This is a genomic window from Parvibaculum sp. (assembly GCF_049651025.1).
In the GTDB taxonomy this organism is placed as follows: domain Bacteria; phylum Pseudomonadota; class Alphaproteobacteria; order Parvibaculales; family Parvibaculaceae; genus Parvibaculum.
Genome location: NZ_JBASBH010000049.1, coordinates 12,518 through 32,437, shown reverse-complemented (window position 1 = coordinate 32,437; position 19,920 = coordinate 12,518). Strand labels below are relative to the sequence as shown.

Below are 19,920 nucleotides of genomic sequence, written 5' to 3'. Positions count from 1 at the left end.
GAACAAGTCCCGGGACGACGCTGAATGTGTCGTTGTGCAAATAAAAAGCCCCGGTGTTTCCACCGGGGCTTTCGAATTTCCGAAAGTCGGAAACGATTAGCGCGGCGCCATGCGGATCGCGCCGTCGAGACGGACCGTCTCGCCGTTGAAGTAGCCGTTCGAGATCATCTGGACCGCGAGCGAAGCATATTCGTCCGGGTTGCCGAGACGTGCGGGGAACGGAACCTGTGCGCCGAGAGCTTGGCGAACCTTTTCCGGCGCGCCGGCGAGAAGCGGCGTGTCGAAGATGCCCGGAAGGATCGTGTTGATGCGGATGGCTTCGCGGCTGAGATCGCGCGCGATGGGGAGCGTCATGCCGACAACGCCGGCCTTCGATGCCGAATAAGCTGCCTGGCCGATCTGGCCGTCCTGCGCCGCGACCGAACCTGTGTTGACGATCGCACCGCGATCACCATCGGGCAACGGGTCGAGCGTCAGCATGCCTGCCGCCGACTTGGCGATGCAGCGGAACGTGCCGACGAGGTTGATCTGGATGATGAGGTTGAACTTGTCGAGCGGGAAATGCTCGGGCTTGCCCGTCTCCTTGTTGCGCGAGGCGGTCTTCACGGCATTGCCGGTACCGGCGCAGTTGACGAGAATGCGTTCCTGGCCGATAGCGGCGCGGACCTTTTCAAAGCCTGCATCGACGCTGGCTTCATCGGTGACGTTCACTTTTGCGAACACGCCGCCGAGTTCCTTCGCAAGAGCTTCGCCCTTGTCTTCCTGAAGATCGAAAATGCCGATCTTCACGCCCTGCGCTGCCAGAGCGCGTGCGGTCGCCGCGCCGAGGCCCGATGCACCGCCGGTGATGATGGCGGAAATATTGGAGTCGAGTTTCATTGGTCTATCCCTTTTGTCCCGCTGGAGCCGGAGGCCCACGCGTTTCTCCCGTGTGAGCGGAACTCCGCCCCGGTATTGGCGCCGATTTAACAAATTCGGAGCCTCCCATGCGAGCCAAAAATGCCGAAAATAAAGGGATTCTGCCCGAATGACGTTTGACGCAGCGTCCGCCTCGACTTGCGCGAGGGCAAGTCAGGTCCCATCTTGCCGATGTGCCTTGCTGGAATGGAACCGATGTCGAACAGAAACCTCGAAGCCGAGCTTGAAAGCCCGAATGTGAGCCTGCCCGCCACGGTTATGCGCAACGAAAAGACCGTGCGTGAGGGCTTTTGGCGGAAAATGGCGCGCGTGGCGGGCAAGATTCCCTTCGCCGAAGACGCCGCCGCAGCCTGGTTCTGCGCCCGCGACCCTGAAACGCCGTTTCGCGTCAAGGCGACGCTTCTGGCCGCGCTGGCCTATTTCGTTCTCCCCGTCGATGCGATCCCCGATTTCATCGCAGGCTTCGGCTTCACCGACGACGCAACCGTGCTGATGGCGACCATCGGCCTCGTTTCAAGCCACCTGAAGCCCGGCCACAGAGCGCTCGCCCGCAAGGCGCTCAGCCTTCCGCCTGCTGAAGAAAAGAAGCCCTAGCCGAATTTCGCCCGCAAGGCCGGAACCAGCCTGTCGATGAAGGCGCGCACCTTCACCGGCACATGCGCGCTTGGGGGCTGAATGACATGGATCGGCACGTCGTCAGGCTCATGCGCTCTCAGCACAGGCGCGAGCCTTCCCGCCGCCACAAGCCCATCCGCCTGATAGGAAAGCAACCGCACGAGCCCGAGGCCCAATACGGCCGCCTCGACGCCCGCATCGATCGTGCTGACGGTGAGGCGCGGCGTAACGGCGATCACCTTGCGCGCCTTGCCGCGACGCCCGAAGGCCCAGCGATCCGTGCCCGTGGCAGCGCCACTGACGACGATGCAGTCATGACGCCGTAAATCTTCAGGTTCCCTGGGCACGCCCGCTCGCGCAAGATAGGCGGGGCTTGCATAAACCCCGCGCGTCACATGCCCGACCTTCGTCGCGCGCAGGGAGGAATCCTCAAGCGCGCCGAGCCGCACGCCGACATCTATCCCCTCATCGACAAGCGACACATTGCGGTCGAGCAGCAAGACGCGCATGCCTACGCGCGGATGTTCTTCGAGAAACGCGGCAGCGACCGGCAATACATGAAGCCGCCCGAAAACGACCGGCACGGTAAGCGAGACCAGCCCCTGCGGCTCATCCTTCTCGCTTGCCGCCGCCGCCTCAAGCTCCTCAAAACCGGCCAGCAGACTGCGGCAACGGTCGAGATAACGTGCGCCCGCATCGGTCAGCGTCACGGCCCGCGTCGTGCGATGCAGAAGCCGCGTGTCGAGCCGCGCCTCAAGCGCGGCAACGGCACGCGAAACGGCAGCAGTCGAGCGACCGAGGCGAGCGGCAGCCTTTACGAAGCTTCCGCGCTCGGCGACCTCGACGAAAATGGCGACAGCATCGAGCCGGTCCAATTCATTGTTCCACTTATTGAAACAGAATATGCCGAATTTGGCAGATTATACCGAATATAGAAACCACCCATATTCAACGCGGAGCCCTGAGCAAGGGAGCGAAGCCATGAACACTGAAGTCACGGAAACTGAACTCATGGAATCCTACGTCAGCGACGTCGCCTTCACGCCGTCCGTCAAGGCGTTCCAGACGGAGCGCGGCAGCCGCGCCTTCTATGAAAAGCGCGACTGGCGCGACCATATTTCACCCGACATTGCCGACTTCATTGCCGAGCGCGATTCGTTTTATCTCGCCACAGCCAGCGCCGCCGGCCAGCCCTATATCCAGCATCGCGGCGGCCCCAAAGGCTTCCTGCATGTGATCGACGAGCACACGCTCGCCTTCGCGGATTTTATCGGCAACCGGCAATACATCACGACCGGAAACCTCGCCGAGAACGACCAGGCCTATATCTTCCTGATGGACTACGAGACGCGCACGCGCGTGAAGATCTGGGGCCGCGCGCGCATCACCGACGATGCGACGCTGATCGCAAGGCTGATGCCGCAGAATTATCGCGCCAAGCCGCAACAGGCGATCATCTTCACGGTCGCCGCGCTCGACACCAATTGCTCGCAGCATATTCCGATGAAGTTCGACGCCGCCGATGTCGCGGCGGCATTCGACCATCTGAAAGCGCGGATCGCCGAGCTTGAAGCGGAAATCGAAACCCTGAAGAAAGACAAGGAGCCAGCATGACCACGACACCAGCGCCCATCAAACCACCCTTCACGAAGGAATCGGCGACCGCCAAGGTACAGGCCGCCGAAGACGCCTGGAATTCGCGCGATCCCGAACGCGTCTCGCTCGGCTATGCGGTGGATTCCCATTGGCGCAACCGCAGCGAATTCGTCAAGGGCCGCGAAGAGATCAAGGCGTTCCTGCGCCGCAAATGGGCGAAGGAACTCGACTACAAGCTGAAGAAGGAACTCTGGGCCTTCGACGGCAACCGCATCTCGGTACGCTTCGAATATGAATGGCACGATGCGGCGGGCCAGTGGTATCGCTCGCACGGCAATGAGCAGTGGGAATATAACGCCGACGGGCTGATGGGCCGCCGCGATGCCAGCATCAACGATATTCCGATCAAGGAAGAAGAGCGCCGCTACAAAAGCTGAACGGCGCTCTCTTCATGTTCAGGCGAGCCAGACGCCGCTCTCATTCGAGCGATAGCCAAGCGATGTGTAAGCCGCATCGATGAGCGTCTGGGCGCGGTCATTGACGAGGATGCCATTGCCCATGCGGTTCATGTTGTAACCAAAGCTCATATGGGCTTCGGGGTCCGCAAAGCCGATGGAACCGCCCATGCCGACATGGCCGAATGCAGCGTCCGAAAGGATGCAGCTCATATTGGCCGTGTTCGGCACCTTGCGATTGTCCATCGACTTCATGAAGCCGAGCGAGAAGCGCGTCGGGATGAGCAATGTTGCGTCTTCATGCGTGGCCATGGCAACGCGGCTCATGCGCGAGAGCGTATCTGCGGAAACCATGTCACCGTTGGCGAGCGGCGCATACATGCCCGCAAGGCCGCGCCCGTTCGAGATGCCGTTCGCCGAGCCGATTTCGGCGGCATGCGCCTCGCGCGAATTGAAATTGACGCCGCCATTGTTCATCAGAAAAAGATGCGCAATCGAGGTCGGATCGCTCATCACCTGCTTGGTGAACTTCGATTGCAGCGTCGCCGCATCCGGCTCTGCATAGATCATCGGCGCGACGCGCGGCTCGATGTCTTCCGGCAGGCCGATCCAGAAATCGAGGCCATGCGGCTTTGCAACTTCATCGCGAAAAAATTCACCGAGGCGCTTTTTTGCGGCGCGATGCACGATCTCGCCAACCGTCCAGGCGAAGGTAACACCGTGATAGCCATTGCGGATGCCGGGCTGCCAGAATGGCGCCTCCTTCGACAGAACGTCGATCATGTAATCATAATCGAGATATCCGCCGTCTTTCAGCTTGGTGCGCAAATGCGGCAGACCGACCGAGTGATCGAGCATCATCGAAACGACGGCGTCTTCCTTTCCGTTCTGCGCAAATTCCGGCCAGTATTTCGACACCGGCGCATCGAGATCGAGAAGCCCGCGATCGGCGAGAAGATGCGCGCAGATGGCGCTCGCGCCCTTGGTGCAGGAGAAAACAATCGACACCGTGTCGCGCGTCCAGTCTTCGCCGCCGCGCGCTTTCTTTCCGCCCCAGAGATCGACGACCGTCTTGCCTTCGAGCGTCATCGCCACATTGGCGCCAACCTCGTCGCGCGTTTCGAAATTCTCGACAAAGGCTTCATAGACGCTTTTGAACTTCGGATCGTAGTGACCCTCGATCTTCCCGGCCTTCGCCTCGCGCGAAACATTTTCCTGCGCCATGATCTTCTCTCCCTGTCTTTGTTCTTTTGTTCAGGCTGGCGCACCCAAAGGCACGCTCACGGATTCTTTCTTTCGCCATAGCCCGCTTCGAGCAGCACGGGCTTGATCTTCTCGGCGATTGCGGCGCGCCCGGCAGCGCTGAGCGACAGCCCGTCCCAGCGGAACATCTCGCGCCTGACATTATCGTTGCTGTCGATAAGGCCGGCCGTCGCGTCGATGAAATGAATATCGGACTCAGTCTTGCTGAAATCCTCGATCAGCGCATTCGCCCGCTTCGCGCCGAGCCAGCGCGAGGTACGCATCGGCTGAGGCAGGATCGACACGAAATAGACCGGCGCGCTCACGCCCGCCTTGCGCAGAGCGACGACAAAATTCTTGAAATCGTCGAGCACGTCTTCCGGCCGCCGCCCGCGCACATCCGACATGTCTGATTCGCCCGCCATCAGCACAATGGCGCGCGGATGATAGGGCGCGACGATCCGCGGAATGTAATAGGTGACATGCGAAATCTGCGCGCCGCCGAAACCTCGCGCAATAATGGAGATGGGCGCCATGTCAAAGGCGAGCGTATCCCAAAGCCTCACATCGTCGTCGCCGACGAAGAGCACCGCATCGCGCGGCGGCGGATTCGACACGTCGCGTCGCTCGAACGCGGCGATCTCGCCCGCCCAATAGGTAGGGTCTCCCGAGGCGAGGAGCACATAAAGCAGAAAGCCGAACAGCGCGAGAACGGCGAGGCCAAAGGCCCCGCCGATCATCACCAATGTACGCTTCATAGGCCCCCGCCCCTTCGCATGCGATGCACGTTGTTTACCGCGAAGGCACCAGGACGATCTTGCCCTTCACCTTGCGCGCCGCCATGTCGTCAAGCGCCTGCGCCACTTCGCTGAACTTGTACTGACGCGACACATGCGGCTTCAGCTTGCCCGCCTTGAACCACGTCATCAGCTCTTTCAGGTTTTCCTGATGCCGTGCAGGCTCGCGACCCGTGAACGCGCCCCAGAAGACGCCGACGATCTGGCAACCTTTGAGCAGCGCGAGATTGAGCGGCACCTTCGGGATCGGGCCAGCGGCAAAACCGACGACAAGGAAGCGGCCTTCCCAGTTCGTGGCACGGAGCGCAGGCTCGGAATAGTCGCCGCCGACGGGATCGTAAACGACGTCGGCGCCGTTGCCGCCCGTCAGTTCCTTGATCTTGTCGGTCAGCGCGCGCTGCTGATCCTTGTCGAGCGCGCCCGTCGGATAAAGGATCGTCTCATCGGCGCCGTGATCGCGGCAAACCTGAAGCTTCTCTTCCGACGAGGCGGCAGCGATGACGCGTGCGCCCATGGCCTTGCCAAGCTCGACAGCGGCAAGACCGACGCCGCCCGCCGCACCCAGCACGAGCAGGTTTTCACCGGGCTTCAGATGCGCGCGATCCTTGAGCGCATGATGCGAGGTGCCATAGGTCATCAGGAAGGCGGACGCCGTGACGAAATCCATTTCATCCGGGATCGGCGTTACTCGCGCTTCGTCCAGCGCGATCTCTTCGGCAAAACCGCCCCAGCCACAGGAGCCGATAACGCGATCGCCGACTTTGACCTTGGTCACGCCTTCGCCAAGCTTGCGCACCACGCCTGAAACCTCGCCACCAGGCGAGAAGGGAAGGGGCGGCTTGAACTGGTACTTGTTCTCGATGATCAGAACGTCGGGGAAATTGACCGCTGCCGAATGCACTTCGAGCAGAACCTGACCCTTTTTGGGTTCCGGCGTCGGCACCTCTTCAATGACGAGGCTGGAGGGCGGACCATATTCCTTGCACAACACGGCTTTCATGAGCGTTCCCTGCTTTTTGTGTGAATATCGCTGCCTCTGATCTAGCACAATGGACGGGAGGACGGCCAGATTTGCAGATTGCCCGATTTGTCTGTTCTATGGCCCTTGAATCGGCCATTTTCTCAAGGCCTGTCTGGAAATTACTGCCCGGGACCGATATGGTTTCCTTCCCCAACGCAAAGAACGAGTCCTCCTGATGCTGAGACGCACGCGCTTCACTGCGGCCCCGTTGGCGGCCATGGCCCTTGCCATCATGGGCCTGACCGCTTTTTCGATCAGCCCCGCCAGCGCAGCGGAAGCCCCCAAGCTTCTCGGCAAGTTCGACGACTGGGCGGCCTATAGCTTCGGCACGGGCACGGATCGCATCTGCTACGTGCTGGCCGAACCCACGACGCAGGAGCCCAAGGGCACCAAGCGCGGCGATGTCTATTTCATGATCACCCACCGCCCCGGCCGCAATATCCGCAACGAGATCAGCATGCGCGCGGGCTACCCGTTCAGCGCGACCTCCAAGCCCTTCGCGACCATCGGCAAGGACCGCTTCCAGATGTTCTCGGGCGTCTCGGAAGGCGGCGAGCATCAATATTGGGCCTGGCTCGACAATACGAAGGACGAAGACACCATGGTGAAGGCCATCCGCGCCGGATCGTCCATGGTGGTGAAGGGCACGTCGGCGAAAAAGACGCTGACGACCGACACCTATTCGCTCAAAGGCTCCAGCAGCGCGCTCGGAAAGATCGACACGGCCTGCAAATAAGGCTGATTTCCGCCAGATTGGCGGCGGCGCGCCCATATATGCTATGAGAACGCCGATTGAGGCTGCCTGTCCGCAGGTGGCCCTTTGTGAGTTCAGGCATAGACATGGCCACAAGCCTCGACATTGCACATAAGCCGGCAAGCGCGCCTCTTTCAGGGGCCGAACCTGCACGCGCCAAACAGAATATTCTCGGCCTGTCGCGCGACGAGCTGGGCGAGGCGCTGGGCGCTTTCGGCATGCCTGAGCGCGAGATCAAGATGCGCGTCGGCCAGCTCTGGAACGCGATCTACAATCGCGGCCTCATCGACTTTGCCGACATGACCACGCTGTCGAAGGATCTGCGCGCGAAACTCGGCGCCGCCTTCACCGTCGCCCGCCCCGAAATCGTCACCGAGCAGAAGTCGGTCGACGGCACGCGCAAATGGCTGCTGCGCCTCGTCTCTGACAAGCCCGGCGTTCCGGGGCCGGAAGTCGAAGCCGTCTATATTCCCGAAGAAGGTCGCGGCACGCTCTGCATCTCCTCGCAGATCGGCTGCACGCTGACCTGCACCTTCTGCCACACCGGCACGCAGACGCTGGTGCGCAACCTGACCGCTGGCGAAATCGTCGGCCAGCTTCTCGTCGCCCGCGACGCGCTCGGCGAATGGCCTAATTCGGGCCGCAATTCCGACGACCGCCTCGTCACCAATATCGTGATGATGGGCATGGGCGAGCCGCTCTACAATTTCGAGAATGTGCGCGACGCGCTCGATATCGTTTCCGACGGCGAGGGCCTCTCGCTATCCAAGCGCCGCATCACGCTTTCCACGAGCGGCGTCGTGCCGATGATCGAACGCGCGGGCAACGAGATCGGCTCCATGCTCGCCATCTCGCTCCACGGCGTGACCGACGAAGTGCGCAACAAGCTCGTGCCGCTCAACAAAAAATATCCGATTGCCGAATTGCTCGACGCCTGCCGCAACTATCCGGGCGTCTCGAATGCGCGTCGCATCACATTCGAGTATGTGATGCTGAAAGGCGTCAATGACAGTATCGCGGATGCCAAGGAACTCGTCCGCCTGCTGAAGGGAATCCCGGCGAAGATCAATCTGATCCCCTTCAATCCATGGCCGGGCAGCCCTTACGAATGCTCCGACTGGACGACGATTGAGAAATTCGCCGATGTCGTCAATCGCGCCGGATATGCAAGCCCGGTGCGCACGCCGCGCGGCCGCGACATCATGGCGGCCTGCGGCCAGTTGAAGAGCGAGACGGTGAAAGCGCGCGCAAGCGAGCGTTTCAAGACACAGGCCGACGATCAGTCAAAAGCGCTTTAGCATGAAACGGACGGGCCACCAGCACGTCGAGCCCGAAACCGCGATCGCGCCTATCTCTCCGCCGACACTTCGCCGCAGCATAAGGCTGATACCTTTCGTCTTTTACGGCGTCGGCGTGACAGTCGGCGCGGGCATCTATGTCCTGGTTGGCCTGACTGCAGGCATGGCCGGGATGGCGGCACCGATCTCCTTCCTGCTCGCCGCACTCATTGCAGCGCCCACAGCCTTCTCCTTCGCCGAACTTTCTGCGCGCATGCCGAGAACAGCGGGCGAGGCCATCTACGTTCTCGAGGCTTTCCGCAATCCACGCCTGTCGCAACTCGTCGGACTGGCTGTCGTCATGACAGGCGTCGTCTCGTCGGCGACGGTGACAAACGGTGCTGCGGGCTATATCGAGCAGATACTGAACATTCCCGGCTGGCTTACCAAACTCATCTTTGTCGGGACGCTCGGCCTCATCGCGTCATGGGGTGTCGTCCAGTCGGTTCTGCTGACCGTCTTGCTCGCCATCATCGAGGTCGGCGGCCTGTTCGTTATTGTCGGCGTAGGTCTCTTCGATCTCGGCGGCCTGCCCTCGCTTGCACCGATCGTCTCGCCTGCGAACATATCCCTTTCAGCCGTCGGCATATTGTCCGGCATGTTTGTGGCCTTCTTCGCCTTCATCGGCTTTGAAGACATGGTGAACATGGCCGAGGAAGTGCGCGAACCTGAACGCACCATTCCGCGCGCCATCGCCCTCACGCTCGCCATCACGACATTGCTCTATCTGCTCGTGGCAACGGTCGCCGTTTCTGTCGTGCCGCCGGCAGAACTTGCGGCAAGCGACGCGCCGCTCGCCCTCGTCTTCGCGCATGCGACCGGCCATAGCGCCGCAATTTTCGCCGGTGTCGCAGTACTGGCAACGGTCAATACCGTGCTTGTCCAGATCGTTATGTCGGCGCGCGTTCTCTATGGCATGGTCGCTGTCGGAACCATGCCGAAAATTCTCGGCCGCATTCACCCGCGCACGCAAACGCCGGTGATCGCGACCCTCATCGCTGTCAGCATCATTCTCGCGCTCGCGCTTTTCTTTCCGCTCGAAAGTCTCGCGCGCACCACGACCTTTTCGGCGCTCAGCATCTTCACGCTCGTCAATATGTCGCTCATCCGCATCAAGCTTCGCGACGCAGACGAGACGCCGCACTTCAAGGTATCGCTCTGGGTTCCCGTCATGGGCGCGGCTCTGTCAATCGCGACCCTCCTTTTCCAGCTATACCAGCTTGCTGCATGATGCTGAGCGGGGGAGCGAACTGCTGAAGTGGAGAATGGAATGGCCGCTGTCATCTATCGCTGGCGTGTGGACAAGAAAGACGAAGCGGAGTTTCAGCGCCGCTGGCATGAGATCACGCAAGACATAGTCGACAATCACGGAGGCGGCGGCTCGCGTCTGCATCGCGCCGAAAACGGCGACTGGGTTGCCTATGCGCGATGGCCGAGCAGGCATGACCGAGATCTCGCCTTCGCCGCTCGCACGCGCGCAACAACGACCTCGACGCCGCAGCGCGAAGGCATGGCGAAACTGATCGAGGAAACCTGGCTCGAAATCACCGACGACCTGCTGATCCCGGAAGCCGATCTCCCGGCAAACTTCCGCTGACCCTCACGCGGCCTTCTGCGCGAATTGATCCGTCGCCGCAAAGCTCGGCCGCGCCCGCATGCGCGACAACCACTGCGCTGCGAGCCTCGCCTCCTTCAGGCCAGCCGCACCCTCCGGCGTCATGCTGGCAAGATGCAGATGCGGAAAAAGAAAACAGTCGGCGAGCGTGACCTCATCGCCCGCGAGAAAATCGTGACGACGCAATTCTCTTGTGATGACGACAAGCTGGTCCCTGAACTGCTGCGCCGCCGTCGCGATCACCGCTTCGTCGGATTGTCCGCCCTGCATCGGCACGAGCAGGCGCTGCTTTGCGAGCCCGTTGGTCATGGTCGAAAACATATAGGCGTTGACGAGGCTGACCCAGCGAAGGCACTCCGCCTGCCCCAGAACGTCATCGGGCTGAAGCGCAGGCCCGTCGAATGTCCGGTCGATATAATGGGCAATCGCCGATGTCTCATAAAGCAGGATCGCGCCATGCTGCAGCACAGGCGATTTGGCGAAAGGGTGAAGCCGCCTATGCGCCTCCGTGCCCGCCTCGATCACATTGAGGGACCATGGAACGCCCTTCTCCGCAGCGACGAGGCTCGCCGTCCAGAGATAAACGCTCGGGGACTGTGAATGAAAGACAATGGTACTCACGGAAACCTCCATGCCCTCGGATGGCCGTCGAGAGGAGGTTGGGGCCACGGGTCCCATCCACAAGGGGTCGGCGGACATGGTCCCGCACAAAGATCAGGATTGGCCCCGGCGCTGCGCCCAGGCAAGCGCCTGTTCAAGCCGGTCATTGCCCCAGAAAAGCTCGCCATCGACCACGAATGACGGCGCGCCGAAAATCCCCTTGGCGATCGCCTCGTCCGATTGGGCCTTGAGCTTTGCCTTGTTCTCCGGCGCATAGGCCCGCATCACCACATCAAGGGGATCGAGGCCAAGTGCCTGCAATATCCCGGCAAGCACCCCGTCATCCGCAATGTCCTGCTGGCGGGCGAAATTCGCCTCATAGACCGCCCGCGTGAAAGCTGGGGCCCAACTCTCTCCGGCGCCGAGAATGGCCAGCCGCGCCGCCTTGAGCCCGTTCTGCGGGAAGCGGACCGGCATGTTCAGGGCAAGCCCGTCCGCCTCGCAGATACGGGCAAGGTCGCGCCACATATACCGACCCTTCACCGGGTAAATATTGAAAGGGCTGTCGTTCCAGCCCTGCGCACCAAAAATCGGGGCCAGAAGAAAGGGCCGCCAGACGAGTTCGACGCCCGCCGCCCCGGCCAGCCGCCCGGCTCGCATGGCCGCCGGATAGGAATAGGTGCTGGCGAATTCATACCAGAATTCGACGCGAGCGAGCTTTGCCGCCATCTTTCCCGTCCTTTTTCGCAACCCTTGCCGCGCATCGGGATTTGCCTATGATGCGCCGCAAAATAACAGGATTTGAGCGGTATCATTATGAGCGGCGCGATAAAAGACGTGAAAAAGGTGGTGCTGGCCTATTCCGGCGGCCTCGACACCTCCATCATCCTGAAATGGCTTCAGACGACCTATGGCTGCGAGGTCGTGACCTTCACGGCCGATCTCGGCCAGGGCGAAGAGCTGGAACCGGCGCGCAAGAAGGCCGAGATGCTCGGCATCAAGGAAATCTTCATCGAGGATCTGCGCGAGGAATTCGTCCGCGATTACGTCTTCCCGATGTTCCGCGCCAACGCGCTTTATGAGGGCATCTATCTCCTCGGCACCTCTATCGCCCGCCCGCTGATTGCCAAACGCCAGATCGAGATCGCCAAAGCGACCGGAGCCGACGCTGTCTGCCACGGTGCGACCGGCAAGGGCAACGATCAGGTCCGCTTCGAACTGTCCTATTACGCGCTCAATCCCGGTATCAAGGTTATCGCGCCCTGGCGCGAATGGGACCTGTCCTCGCGCACAAAGCTGATCGAATTCGCCGAGAAGAACCAGATTCCGATCGCCAAGGACAAGCGCGGCGAAGCGCCCTTCTCGGTCGACGCAAACCTGCTGCACACCTCTTCGGAAGGAAAGCTTCTCGAAGACCCCTCGCAGGAAGCCTCGCCGCACGTCTATCAGCGCACCGTCTCGCCCGAAGAGGCGCCCGACAAGCCGACCTATATCGAAGTCGGTTTTGAAAAGGGCGATGCCGTCTCCATCGACGGCGTGACGCTCTCGCCCGCAACCCTGCTGACCAAGCTCAATGAACTCGGCGGATCGAACGGCATCGGCCGTCTCGACCTCGTCGAAAACCGCTATGTCGGCATGAAGTCGCGCGGCATCTACGAAACGCCCGGTGGCACGATCCTGCTCGCCGCCCATCGCGGCATCGAGTCGATCACGCTCGACCGCGGCGCGATGCATCTGAAAGACGATCTGATGCCGCGTTATGCGGAAATGATCTACAACGGCTTCTGGTTCTCGCCGGAACGCGAGATGCTGCAGGCCCTGATCGACAAGAGCCAGGAAATGGTGACTGGCACGGTGCGTCTGAAGCTCTATAAGGGCAACGTCTCGGTGGTTGGCCGCACGTCGCCCTATTCGCTCTATTCAATGGCACATGTGACATTCGAAGAAGATGCGGGCGCCTACGACCAGAAGGACGCCGAAGGCTTCATCAAACTCAACGCGCTGCGGCTGCGTCTCCTGGCCGCGCGCAACAAACGGATCAAAGGCTAATGCGTATCGAAGCCATCCCGATTGGCGTCAACCCGCCACACGATGTCAACGTCATCATCGAAGTGCCGCATGGCGGCCATCCGGTGAAGTATGAAATGGACAAGGCGTCCGGCACGCTCTTCGTCGACCGCTTCATCCATACGGCGATGCAGTATCCCGCGAATTACGGCTTCATACCGCACACGCTCTCCGATGACGGCGACCCGGTCGACGTGCTCGTCGTGAGCCGCATTCCGGTCGTGCCCGGCGCGGTCGTGCGTGCGCGTCCGATCGGCGTGCTCATCATGCATGACGAAGCCGGACAGGACGAAAAAATCCTCGCCGTGCCGGTCGAGCAGCTCAACCCCTATTACAAGAACGTGTTGAACTACACCGACCTGCCCGAAATCCTGATCAAGCGCGTTACGCATTTCTTCGAGCACTACAAGGATCTCGAAGAAGGCAAGTGGGTGAAGATCGGACGCTGGGGCGATGCCGCTGAAGCGCAGCAGCTCATCATGCAGGCGATCGAGGCCGCGAAGAAGGCGGGCTAGGTCTTACGGATCAATCGATCTGGCAAGTATGCGGCTGATCTCGGTGAGAGATCGGCCGCTTTCTTTTTGCCATTGGTTGAATGCCGCCTGCACAGCCGCCATGGCCTTGCGCGATGTCGGCGGACCATCGACGACATTCGCCTTGATGAGCGCCGCCGTGACGGAGGGCGAAAGCATGAAACTGTCGACGCCCTGAAAGCGCAGAAAATACTGCGCGGCCGCGCCCGAAAGACGGCTGCTGCGCTTCTTCAGCACATCGAGAAGATCGGTATAGTTTTCAGGCTTCGACGCTGCAAAGAACGCGGCCGCCGACCCATGCTCCCTGGCTAGTTCGACAACGAAGCGGGCATTCTCAACCGTCGCCTTGATCTTCGCGCCGTTGCGCACGATGCGTGCATCGCTGACGAGACGCCCCATATCCTCGCCGGAATAAAAGGCGACGCGATGCGGATCGAAATGATCGAAGGCCTCTTCAAAGCCCGGCCATTTCGCCTCGACCACCTTCCATGAAAACCCCGCCTGAAAGACAGACTTCGTCATCGCGGCCAGCCAGCGGTCGTCGGGAATCTTCTTCAGGGCGGCAGTGCTTTTCGGCTTTGTCAGCAATGCTTCAAGCGCTTTTTCGCCGCCATGTCGTTTGGCAGCGCGCGCATGGATTGTCTTGAAACTTTCCACTCCGCACCTCCCGCGATCCAGACGTCAGGGTAACGACCAGACCGCTTCCACGCCAAGCACATTGCGCGCTATGTCCTGCGCAAGCTCCCCACCCTGACGGCTATTGGTCAGGATGATGATCCCCGAACGCCGCGCCGGGTCCATGACCATCAGGCTCTCAAAGCCCATTGTCGAACCGCGCGTCCAGAATGTTTCATGCGCGCCGTCCTGCCGGATGCCAAGCCCCAGCGCCCAGGAAAACCGGTCATCCACCGCGACGCGCTCGCCGAGCATGCGCTGGCGCATATCTGCCCCGAGCTTCCCGCCGTCGATGATGTCGATCATGAACCGCGCCATATCCTGCGCGGTCGTGTGGAACGACGCAGCCGCATTCGCCGTCTCGGCGCCGCGCAAGACCGAAAGCCTCTGCACCGGCACGTTCCAGCTCAGCGCGGGCAGGAATGCGCCCAGCGCAATCGCACCCGCCACGACGACAATGATGCGTTCGCTCGGGCCATTGCCCCGCGAGATAACGCCGTCGCGCGCCCGCGCCAGACCGGCAACATAGAGAAGGTAATAGGCAATGCCGCCAAGCATCGCGAGCACCAGCGCACAGATGATCGCAACTCCGATCACGAAGGCGGCGGACGCAAAGCCGAGACCCCACCAGACAATCGCAACTGCAAATCCGAACCCGCCGAACAAAGGCCAGAGCAGATCGGGCGGATCGAGCCGCCTTTGCAGCATGAAGCGCGCAATGGCCCAGAAGGCGCCGAGAATGATCGCAAAGACGATGACGAAAGGAAGATAGAAAGTCGTCAGCAGAAAACTCAACGGCACATAGCCTTGCGCGAGGCGCGCGCGCTCGCCGGGCGCAAGGACATAGCCCGAGGAAGCCATGTCGAGCGGCGAGAAGACGCGCGTCTTCATCAGCGCATCGAACGGCTCGCCCGCGATGACTTCCATCACATGCTGCAAATAGAGAAAGCCGACGCCCGAACGTGCAAACCGGCTGTCGGGTTCAAAGCTGGTCGAATGCGAGGGATGCGCGACATTGTCGCCAAGGCCCGAGCGATGCGTCAGCACATTGCGCAAGGTTATGCTCGCATCGTCGCTCTTGTTGCTCAGCCACGGCGCGGGAAGATCGCGCGACAATGGCGCATCGAGAAAGAGAAGCCTGTCGCGCACCATGCTCATCGCGCCATAGGCGGCAACCGCCTCGCCAAGCTCTCCGCCTTCAAAAAGCGTCGCAGGTGTGACGGGTGCGGAATTCGCCTTGTTCTCCTTGCCGAAGGTGCCCGAATAGACGATTGCCCCATCGGCGACAATGGCAAGACCAACGCCCGGCACGTCGAGCGCCTTCATCCGGTCGGGGACGAAGATGCCAAGTGCGCGCGCCATTTCGTCATGCGGCCAGGCAAGCATGCCGCCTGCCGCACGCGGATCGTTCGCCTGCGCGGCCTGCGGCAGAAGAAGAGCCGCCAGAAACAAGAAAAGGGGCGCCAATATCGTCGAATGCAAGGCAGCCCTCATATCGGCGCATCGAGTGGAATGCGGGGCACCTGACGGCGAAGGCCCAGTGCCTCGATGCGACGATAGGTTTCGTCATCAAGCGGGCCTTTGGCCTCGGCATCGAGCGCGCTCTGCAATTCGCGCCGGTTCTTGACGCCGAGGACGAGCGTATCGACGCCTTCCATCGCCAGCGCATAGCGATGCGCAAGCTCTGCCGGGTCGACGCCCAGCTCCGCCGACAGGCCGCGGAAAGGCGCGGCCTTGACGTAATCCTTCATCTCCGGCTCGTTCGCATCGAGCGGCCTGTCGAGCGCCGCGGTCAGCGCACCCGCCTGCACCGCGCGAATGCCCATGACGCCGACATCATTGTTCTTTGCCGTGCGGATAATATTGCGCGGCTCTGCCGGTTCTTCGTAGCGGCGCATATTGCCGGCCGAATCGAGAAGGTTCGTGACCGCCTGAACGACAGCGGGCTTCGGCTCTCCCCGAAGCGCCTCCATGATGGAGCGCGGAAGGCCAGTGCCCGTAATACCCCAGGCGCCGATCAGCCCCTTCTCCTTCAACCTCTCGAATGCCGGAACGATCTCACCGGTAAAAACCGACCACGAAACAGCGCGATGGATATGGCTGTCGGGATCGAGCTCATAGACGTAATCGTCCGGGTGGATATTGGAATGGAGAATGAAAATGTCGGCCTGCTCGCGCCGCAGCGTCGCAAGGCTCCGCACCAGCGAGGTCTCGAGCCGCGCGGCCACGTCGGCGAAATGACGCGAGCCGATCATGCATTTGGTCGTGACGCGCAGATGCGACGGCCATTTGCCCTCGAACGTCGCCCCGACAACCGCCTCGGCTTCACCCCGCCCATATAGCGGCGCGAGATCGAGCAGCGTGATGCCCTGATCGACGGCAAGCTTGACGGTCGCCACCGCCTCCTCACGCGTCGTCTCGCCCCAGACCTGTCCAAGGCCACCGCCGCCAAGCGTCAACGCGCTGACGGGCCAGAGAGTGCCGAGCTTGCGCGTTTCCATGATGAGGTTCCTCTCAGAGCCCGTTGGGCACGGGCACGCCGTGCTGGCGACAGGCGGCGATGACCGCATTGCGCATGAGGCAGGCCACCGTCATCAGCCCGACCCCACCGGGAACCGGCGTAATGCCGCCCGCGACCTTTGCCACTTCGTCGAAAGCGACGTCGCCGACAAGCCGCGTCTTGCCCTCGCCCTTTTCAGGCGCGGGAACGCGGTTGATGCCGACATCGATGACGATTGCGCCGGGCTTCACCCAGTCGCCCCGCACCATGTTGGGGCGGCCGACAGCGGCCACGAGAATATCGGCCTGCCGCGCGAGCCCCGGCAGATCATGCGAGCGGCTATGGGCGATGGTGACGGTGCAGTTTTCCTTCAGCAGGAGCTGCGCCACCGGCTTGCCGACGAGATTGGAGCGGCCGATCACCACCGCATGTTTGCCCGCCAGATCGCCGCCAGCGGCAAGCTTCGCCATGATGAGGCAACCCTCAGGCGTCGCCGGAACCATTGCCGGGAGGCCGCTTGCAAGCCGCCCCGCATTGAGCGGGTGAAGCCCGTCCGCATCCTTGGCCGGATCGATCGCGTCGATGACGGCCTGCTGGCTGATGTGATCGGGAACGGGAAACTGAACCAGAAACCCGTGCACGGCCGGATCCGCATTCAATTCGCGAACCTTGGCGAGAACCTCGGCTTCGCTCGTCTCGGCGGGCAACTTGAACTCAAACGAATTCATGCCCGCCTCGCGGGTCGCGATGCCCTTGTTGCGGACGTAGACCTCACTGGCCGGATCGTTGCCGACGAGCACCACCGCAAGGCCCGGCGTCAGCCCGTGATCCCGCTTGAGCGTGGCCACGGCCTCAGCCACGCGCGCCTTCAGCGCCGTCGCAATTGTCTTGCCGTCGATGATATGAGCTTCCGCCATCCCCTGCACCTCAATCGCCGTCTGCGAGCAGCGCGCCAATCAGCGCCATCAGCGCTTCCGGCTCGCCCTTGACCGCGACGGTCTTGTTGCGGTCGCTCTCGCCCGAGACGACCTCTATCGTAGTTTTGGGAAGGCGCCACGCCTTGGCGATGAGCTTTATCACCGCCTCGTTCGCCTTGCCCTTTTCCGGCGCCTCCGTGACATGGACGCGCAGAAAGCTTCGCCCCGCCGCATCCTCCGCGATGCCGCCAATGCGTGCCGACGACGATTTGGGCGTCACCCTGAGACTGACGATAACCCCGTCGGCGGTTTTACGCAGCGGCAGCGACGCCAGTTAGACCGCCGCCTGGAAGGAGCCGTAAAGCTCCCAGATCAGGTTCTGGAGGAAATACAAAAGCAGCAACAGCACGACCGGCGAAATATCTATGCCGCCGAGATCGGGCAGGATGCGCCGCAACGGCCCGAGCACCGGCTCGGTCACGCGATAGATGATATCCACCACCGTGTAGACGAAGCGGTTCTGCGTGTTGATGACGTTGAAGGCGATCAGCCAGCTCAGCACGGCGCCGATGATGACGATCCAGATATAAAGCTGAATAACCTGCGTGATCAGTATGAGAAGGGATTGCATGGGCCCCTGCGATGCGCACCGGCCGACGTGCCGGTCTTGGGAGGGAAGAGCGACCGCTCTATTGCCGCCAAGATGTAAAGCTCAGCGCTTGCAGGTTCAAGCACGGCTTTACTCCGTATTGGACCGCGCAAAGTTGATGCGCTCTCTCTTGACACCATAGCCGCCTCCCCCTAAAGAACCGGGCTCCGGGGCCGTAGCTCAGTTGGGAGAGCGCCTCGTTCGCAATGAGGAGGTCAGCGGTTCGATCCCGCTCGGCTCCACCATTTCCCGGAACTGCAGAATTTTTGAAATTCTGCATAAAATCAAAGACTTAGAAAAGCCTGACGCGCAGGGCAGTCCGCCTTGCGCCTAACGCCGTGCCGTATCCGCCGAAAGGCCGGTCCAGGTCACGCGCCAAATCACATTCGCCACATCATCCGAGACGAGAAGTGCCCCGTCCTTTGCCTCTGCAAGCCACACAGGACGGCCCCAGACGGCCGCCGGCGAAGTCGCGCCGGTTCCTGCTGCTTTCGCGTTGAAGCCCGCCATGAAGGTCTCATAGCTGTCCCCGGGCCGCCCGTCGTGAAAGCGCACCCGAACCAGTTGATAGCCCGTCGGATGAGCCCGGTTGTTGATGCCATGAAGCGCAACAATGGCGTCGCCCTTGTAATCCGGCGGAAAGCCCTTCCCCTTGCCCTTGATGAAGAGCAGTCCGACCGGCCCCGAATGCGGCGCGAAAAGCATATCGGGCACAAGGGTCGTCTGAACGAGATCGGGGCGAAGATCGCCGAATTGCGGATCGGGATGCTTGCCGAGATAGGCGTAAGGATAACCGTAGAAACCGCCGCGCACGACGCGCGTGAAATAGTCGGGCACCAGCCCCGCTCCCAGCCCGAAGCGCTCGCTGACGACCGTGAATAGATCATCCGTACCGGGATAAAATGCCATGCCGACCGGATTGCGCAATCCCGCCGCATAAGTCGTCTGCGCATGACCGTCGATGCGGAATTGCTGGATCGTCGCCCGCGGCCACGGATCTTCGCCGACATTCGTCTCGCTGCCGATGGCGACAAAGAAATGCGAGCCGTCGGGCGAGAAAACCATCTCACGCGAGATGTGCCCGCCGCCCTGCCCCAGCGCGCCCGGCCGAGTGATCATGACGCGCGGCAAGGCCTTCATCGTCTCGCCGTCGAAACCCACGCGCCACACGGCGCGCCGATCTGCGATATAGAGCGCGTCGCCCTGCACGGCAAGACCTGTCGGCTCGCGGAACCCGTCTGCAAACACGGTGCGCATTTCCGCAACGCCATCGCCATCGGCGTCGCGCAGCGCCGAGACATTGCCTTCCAGTGTCTGCGCCACGAAGACGGTGCCGTCCGGTGCTACGACCATTTCACGGGGCCGCGAGAGGCCGCTTGCGAAAATGCTGACCTGAAAACCTCTCGGCACCAGCGGCATGACGCCATCCGGGCGCGGAACACTTTGCGCAGCAACGCCGACCGGCGATTCGCTGTAAGGCGCGGGAAGATTGGTCGTGCTGAATTCGTAGCGCTGCCCGACCGTCTCGATCGAACCGGCTTGAGCATATGAAGAGTCCAAGGCTAGAGCGAGACAGAGTGCGAAAGGCACGCTGAAACACCAGCCCGGCAAAATATTCCAGAATGGATG

At 61.6% G+C, this 19,920-nt stretch carries 23 protein-coding genes and 1 tRNA gene; 10 read left to right on the top strand and 14 right to left on the bottom strand.

The annotated features are described in order from the left end of the window. Positions 1-96: 96 nt before the first annotated feature. Complete coding sequence (locus WA943_RS06285; protein WP_424469000.1) at positions 97-879, bottom strand: SDR family NAD(P)-dependent oxidoreductase; 783 nt, start codon at positions 877-879, stop codon at positions 97-99. 234 nt (positions 880-1,113) lie between these two features. Here WA943_RS06285 and WA943_RS06280 point away from each other — a divergent pair, with 234 nt between their 5' ends. Then, positions 1,114-1,512, top strand: a complete 399-nt coding sequence (locus WA943_RS06280) for a YkvA family protein (protein WP_424468999.1) — start codon at positions 1,114-1,116, stop codon at positions 1,510-1,512. Here the strand turns inward: WA943_RS06280 and WA943_RS06275 are convergent. Continuing rightward, positions 1,509-2,408, bottom strand: coding sequence for a LysR family transcriptional regulator (locus WA943_RS06275; protein ID WP_424468998.1), 900 nt, complete (start codon positions 2,406-2,408; stop codon positions 1,509-1,511). The genes WA943_RS06280 and WA943_RS06275 overlap by 4 nt on opposite strands. Positions 2,409-2,514: 106 nt before the next feature. Here WA943_RS06275 and WA943_RS06270 point away from each other — a divergent pair, with 106 nt between their 5' ends. Beyond that, entirely contained in the window at positions 2,515-3,147 is a 633-nt protein-coding gene (locus WA943_RS06270; RefSeq protein ID WP_424468997.1) for a pyridoxamine 5'-phosphate oxidase family protein, read from the top strand. Further along, positions 3,144-3,566: a nuclear transport factor 2 family protein gene (locus tag WA943_RS06265; RefSeq protein ID WP_424468996.1), complete on the top strand. Its 423-nt coding sequence runs from the start codon at positions 3,144-3,146 to the stop codon at positions 3,564-3,566. The genes WA943_RS06270 and WA943_RS06265 overlap by 4 nt, the downstream gene beginning before the upstream one ends. A gap of 18 nt (positions 3,567-3,584) precedes the next feature. Here the strand turns inward: WA943_RS06265 and WA943_RS06260 are convergent, their stop codons facing one another. From WA943_RS06260 to WA943_RS06250, 3 genes are read right to left on the bottom strand one after another with little or no spacing between them, the layout of a single operon-like run. Next, a complete protein-coding gene (locus WA943_RS06260; protein ID WP_424468995.1) occupies positions 3,585-4,808 on the bottom strand; it encodes a serine hydrolase domain-containing protein in 1,224 nt (407 codons plus the stop codon). Positions 4,809-4,864: 56 nt separating this feature from the next. Next, on the bottom strand, positions 4,865-5,584 hold the full coding sequence (locus tag WA943_RS06255) for a hypothetical protein (RefSeq protein WP_424468994.1): 720 nt from the start codon (positions 5,582-5,584) through the stop codon (positions 4,865-4,867). Between the two features lie 34 nt (positions 5,585-5,618). After that, the gene (locus tag WA943_RS06250; protein ID WP_424468993.1) at positions 5,619-6,623 is read right to left on the bottom strand and encodes an NADPH:quinone oxidoreductase family protein; all 1,005 of its coding nucleotides are present in this window, start codon (positions 6,621-6,623) and stop codon (positions 5,619-5,621) included. A 196-nt stretch (positions 6,624-6,819) separates the two neighbouring features. Between WA943_RS06250 and WA943_RS06245 the strand changes: the two genes are divergently transcribed. From WA943_RS06245 to WA943_RS06230, 4 genes are all read left to right on the top strand, one after another. Then, entirely contained in the window at positions 6,820-7,380 is a 561-nt protein-coding gene (locus tag WA943_RS06245) for an invasion associated locus B family protein (protein WP_424468992.1), read from the top strand. Between the two features lie 104 nt (positions 7,381-7,484). Then, positions 7,485-8,696 carry a 23S rRNA (adenine(2503)-C(2))-methyltransferase RlmN gene (gene rlmN, locus WA943_RS06240; RefSeq protein ID WP_424468991.1) on the top strand — a complete coding sequence of 404 codons (1,212 nt, stop codon included), beginning with the start codon at positions 7,485-7,487 and terminating at the stop codon, positions 8,694-8,696. 1 nt (position 8,697) lies between these two features. Beyond that, entirely contained in the window at positions 8,698-9,966 is a 1,269-nt protein-coding gene (locus WA943_RS06235; protein WP_424468990.1) for an APC family permease, read from the top strand. Between the two features lie 39 nt (positions 9,967-10,005). Next, the gene (locus WA943_RS06230) at positions 10,006-10,332 is read left to right on the top strand and encodes a hypothetical protein (RefSeq protein ID WP_424468989.1); all 327 of its coding nucleotides are present in this window, start codon (positions 10,006-10,008) and stop codon (positions 10,330-10,332) included. 3 nt (positions 10,333-10,335) lie between these two features. Here WA943_RS06230 and WA943_RS06225 read toward each other — a convergent pair whose 3' ends face one another. Together WA943_RS06225 and WA943_RS06220 are read right to left on the bottom strand one after the other, a co-directional pair. Then, positions 10,336-10,971 carry a glutathione S-transferase family protein gene (locus WA943_RS06225; protein ID WP_424468988.1) on the bottom strand — a complete coding sequence of 212 codons (636 nt, stop codon included), beginning with the start codon at positions 10,969-10,971 and terminating at the stop codon, positions 10,336-10,338. Between the two features lie 93 nt (positions 10,972-11,064). Continuing rightward, on the bottom strand, positions 11,065-11,679 hold the full coding sequence (locus WA943_RS06220; protein ID WP_424468987.1) for a 2-hydroxychromene-2-carboxylate isomerase: 615 nt from the start codon (positions 11,677-11,679) through the stop codon (positions 11,065-11,067). Between the two features lie 87 nt (positions 11,680-11,766). Here WA943_RS06220 and WA943_RS06215 point away from each other — a divergent pair, with 87 nt between their 5' ends. Further along, entirely contained in the window at positions 11,767-12,999 is a 1,233-nt protein-coding gene (locus WA943_RS06215; RefSeq protein ID WP_424468986.1) for an argininosuccinate synthase, read from the top strand. Beyond that, a complete protein-coding gene (ppa, locus tag WA943_RS06210) occupies positions 12,999-13,532 on the top strand; it encodes an inorganic diphosphatase (RefSeq protein WP_424468985.1) in 534 nt (177 codons plus the stop codon). The genes WA943_RS06215 and ppa overlap by 1 nt, the downstream gene beginning before the upstream one ends. Positions 13,533-13,535: 3 nt before the next feature. Here the strand turns inward: ppa and WA943_RS06205 are convergent, their stop codons facing one another. The 6 genes from WA943_RS06205 to WA943_RS06180 are packed head-to-tail and all read right to left on the bottom strand — an operon-like array spanning position 13,536 to position 18,273. Further along, the gene (locus tag WA943_RS06205; RefSeq protein ID WP_424468984.1) at positions 13,536-14,207 is read right to left on the bottom strand and encodes a DNA-3-methyladenine glycosylase I; all 672 of its coding nucleotides are present in this window, start codon (positions 14,205-14,207) and stop codon (positions 13,536-13,538) included. Positions 14,208-14,231: 24 nt separating this feature from the next. Continuing rightward, complete coding sequence (locus WA943_RS06200; RefSeq protein WP_424468983.1) at positions 14,232-15,719, bottom strand: serine hydrolase domain-containing protein; 1,488 nt, start codon at positions 15,717-15,719, stop codon at positions 14,232-14,234. Continuing rightward, positions 15,716-16,726: an aldo/keto reductase gene (locus WA943_RS06195; RefSeq protein WP_424468982.1), complete on the bottom strand. Its 1,011-nt coding sequence runs from the start codon at positions 16,724-16,726 to the stop codon at positions 15,716-15,718. Before WA943_RS06195 ends, WA943_RS06200 begins: the two co-directional genes overlap by 4 nt. A gap of 13 nt (positions 16,727-16,739) precedes the next feature. Next, complete coding sequence (gene folD / locus WA943_RS06190; protein WP_424468981.1) at positions 16,740-17,642, bottom strand: bifunctional methylenetetrahydrofolate dehydrogenase/methenyltetrahydrofolate cyclohydrolase FolD; 903 nt, start codon at positions 17,640-17,642, stop codon at positions 16,740-16,742. A gap of 10 nt (positions 17,643-17,652) precedes the next feature. Further along, a complete protein-coding gene (locus tag WA943_RS06185; RefSeq protein ID WP_424469002.1) occupies positions 17,653-17,937 on the bottom strand; it encodes a DUF167 family protein in 285 nt (94 codons plus the stop codon). 39 nt (positions 17,938-17,976) lie between these two features. Beyond that, positions 17,977-18,273 (bottom strand): YggT family protein, encoded by a 297-nt coding sequence (locus WA943_RS06180; protein ID WP_424468980.1) that lies wholly within the window; start codon positions 18,271-18,273, stop codon positions 17,977-17,979. A 187-nt stretch (positions 18,274-18,460) separates the two neighbouring features. Between WA943_RS06180 and WA943_RS06175 the strand changes: the two genes are divergently transcribed. After that, positions 18,461-18,536, top strand: a tRNA-Ala gene (locus WA943_RS06175). 85 nt (positions 18,537-18,621) lie between these two features. On the opposite strand, the gene WA943_RS06170 is transcribed toward WA943_RS06175, so the two are convergent. Next, positions 18,622-19,851 (bottom strand): PQQ-dependent sugar dehydrogenase, encoded by a 1,230-nt coding sequence (locus WA943_RS06170; protein ID WP_424468979.1) that lies wholly within the window; start codon positions 19,849-19,851, stop codon positions 18,622-18,624. Between the last annotated feature and the right edge of the window lie 69 nt (positions 19,852-19,920).

Coding starts and splice junctions, on each gene's coding strand:
- WA943_RS06285 (WP_424469000.1), bottom strand. CDS start 879: ATGAAACTCGACTCCAATATTTCCGCCATCATCACCGGCGGTGCATCG.
- WA943_RS06280 (WP_424468999.1), top strand. CDS start 1,114: ATGTCGAACAGAAACCTCGAAGCCGAGCTTGAAAGCCCGAATGTGAGC.
- WA943_RS06270 (WP_424468997.1), top strand. CDS start 2,515: ATGAACACTGAAGTCACGGAAACTGAACTCATGGAATCCTACGTCAGC.
- WA943_RS06265 (WP_424468996.1), top strand. CDS start 3,144: ATGACCACGACACCAGCGCCCATCAAACCACCCTTCACGAAGGAATCG.
- WA943_RS06260 (WP_424468995.1), bottom strand. CDS start 4,808: ATGGCGCAGGAAAATGTTTCGCGCGAGGCGAAGGCCGGGAAGATCGAG.
- WA943_RS06255 (WP_424468994.1), bottom strand. CDS start 5,584: ATGAAGCGTACATTGGTGATGATCGGCGGGGCCTTTGGCCTCGCCGTT.
- WA943_RS06250 (WP_424468993.1), bottom strand. CDS start 6,623: ATGAAAGCCGTGTTGTGCAAGGAATATGGTCCGCCCTCCAGCCTCGTC.
- WA943_RS06245 (WP_424468992.1), top strand. CDS start 6,820: ATGCTGAGACGCACGCGCTTCACTGCGGCCCCGTTGGCGGCCATGGCC.
- rlmN (WP_424468991.1), top strand. CDS start 7,485: ATGGCCACAAGCCTCGACATTGCACATAAGCCGGCAAGCGCGCCTCTT.
- WA943_RS06235 (WP_424468990.1), top strand. CDS start 8,698: ATGAAACGGACGGGCCACCAGCACGTCGAGCCCGAAACCGCGATCGCG.
- WA943_RS06230 (WP_424468989.1), top strand. CDS start 10,006: ATGGCCGCTGTCATCTATCGCTGGCGTGTGGACAAGAAAGACGAAGCG.
- WA943_RS06220 (WP_424468987.1), bottom strand. CDS start 11,679: ATGGCGGCAAAGCTCGCTCGCGTCGAATTCTGGTATGAATTCGCCAGC.
- WA943_RS06215 (WP_424468986.1), top strand. CDS start 11,767: ATGAGCGGCGCGATAAAAGACGTGAAAAAGGTGGTGCTGGCCTATTCC.
- ppa (WP_424468985.1), top strand. CDS start 12,999: ATGCGTATCGAAGCCATCCCGATTGGCGTCAACCCGCCACACGATGTC.
- WA943_RS06200 (WP_424468983.1), bottom strand. CDS start 15,719: ATGAGGGCTGCCTTGCATTCGACGATATTGGCGCCCCTTTTCTTGTTT.
- WA943_RS06195 (WP_424468982.1), bottom strand. CDS start 16,726: ATGGAAACGCGCAAGCTCGGCACTCTCTGGCCCGTCAGCGCGTTGACG.
- folD (WP_424468981.1), bottom strand. CDS start 17,642: ATGGCGGAAGCTCATATCATCGACGGCAAGACAATTGCGACGGCGCTG.
- WA943_RS06180 (WP_424468980.1), bottom strand. CDS start 18,273: ATGCAATCCCTTCTCATACTGATCACGCAGGTTATTCAGCTTTATATC.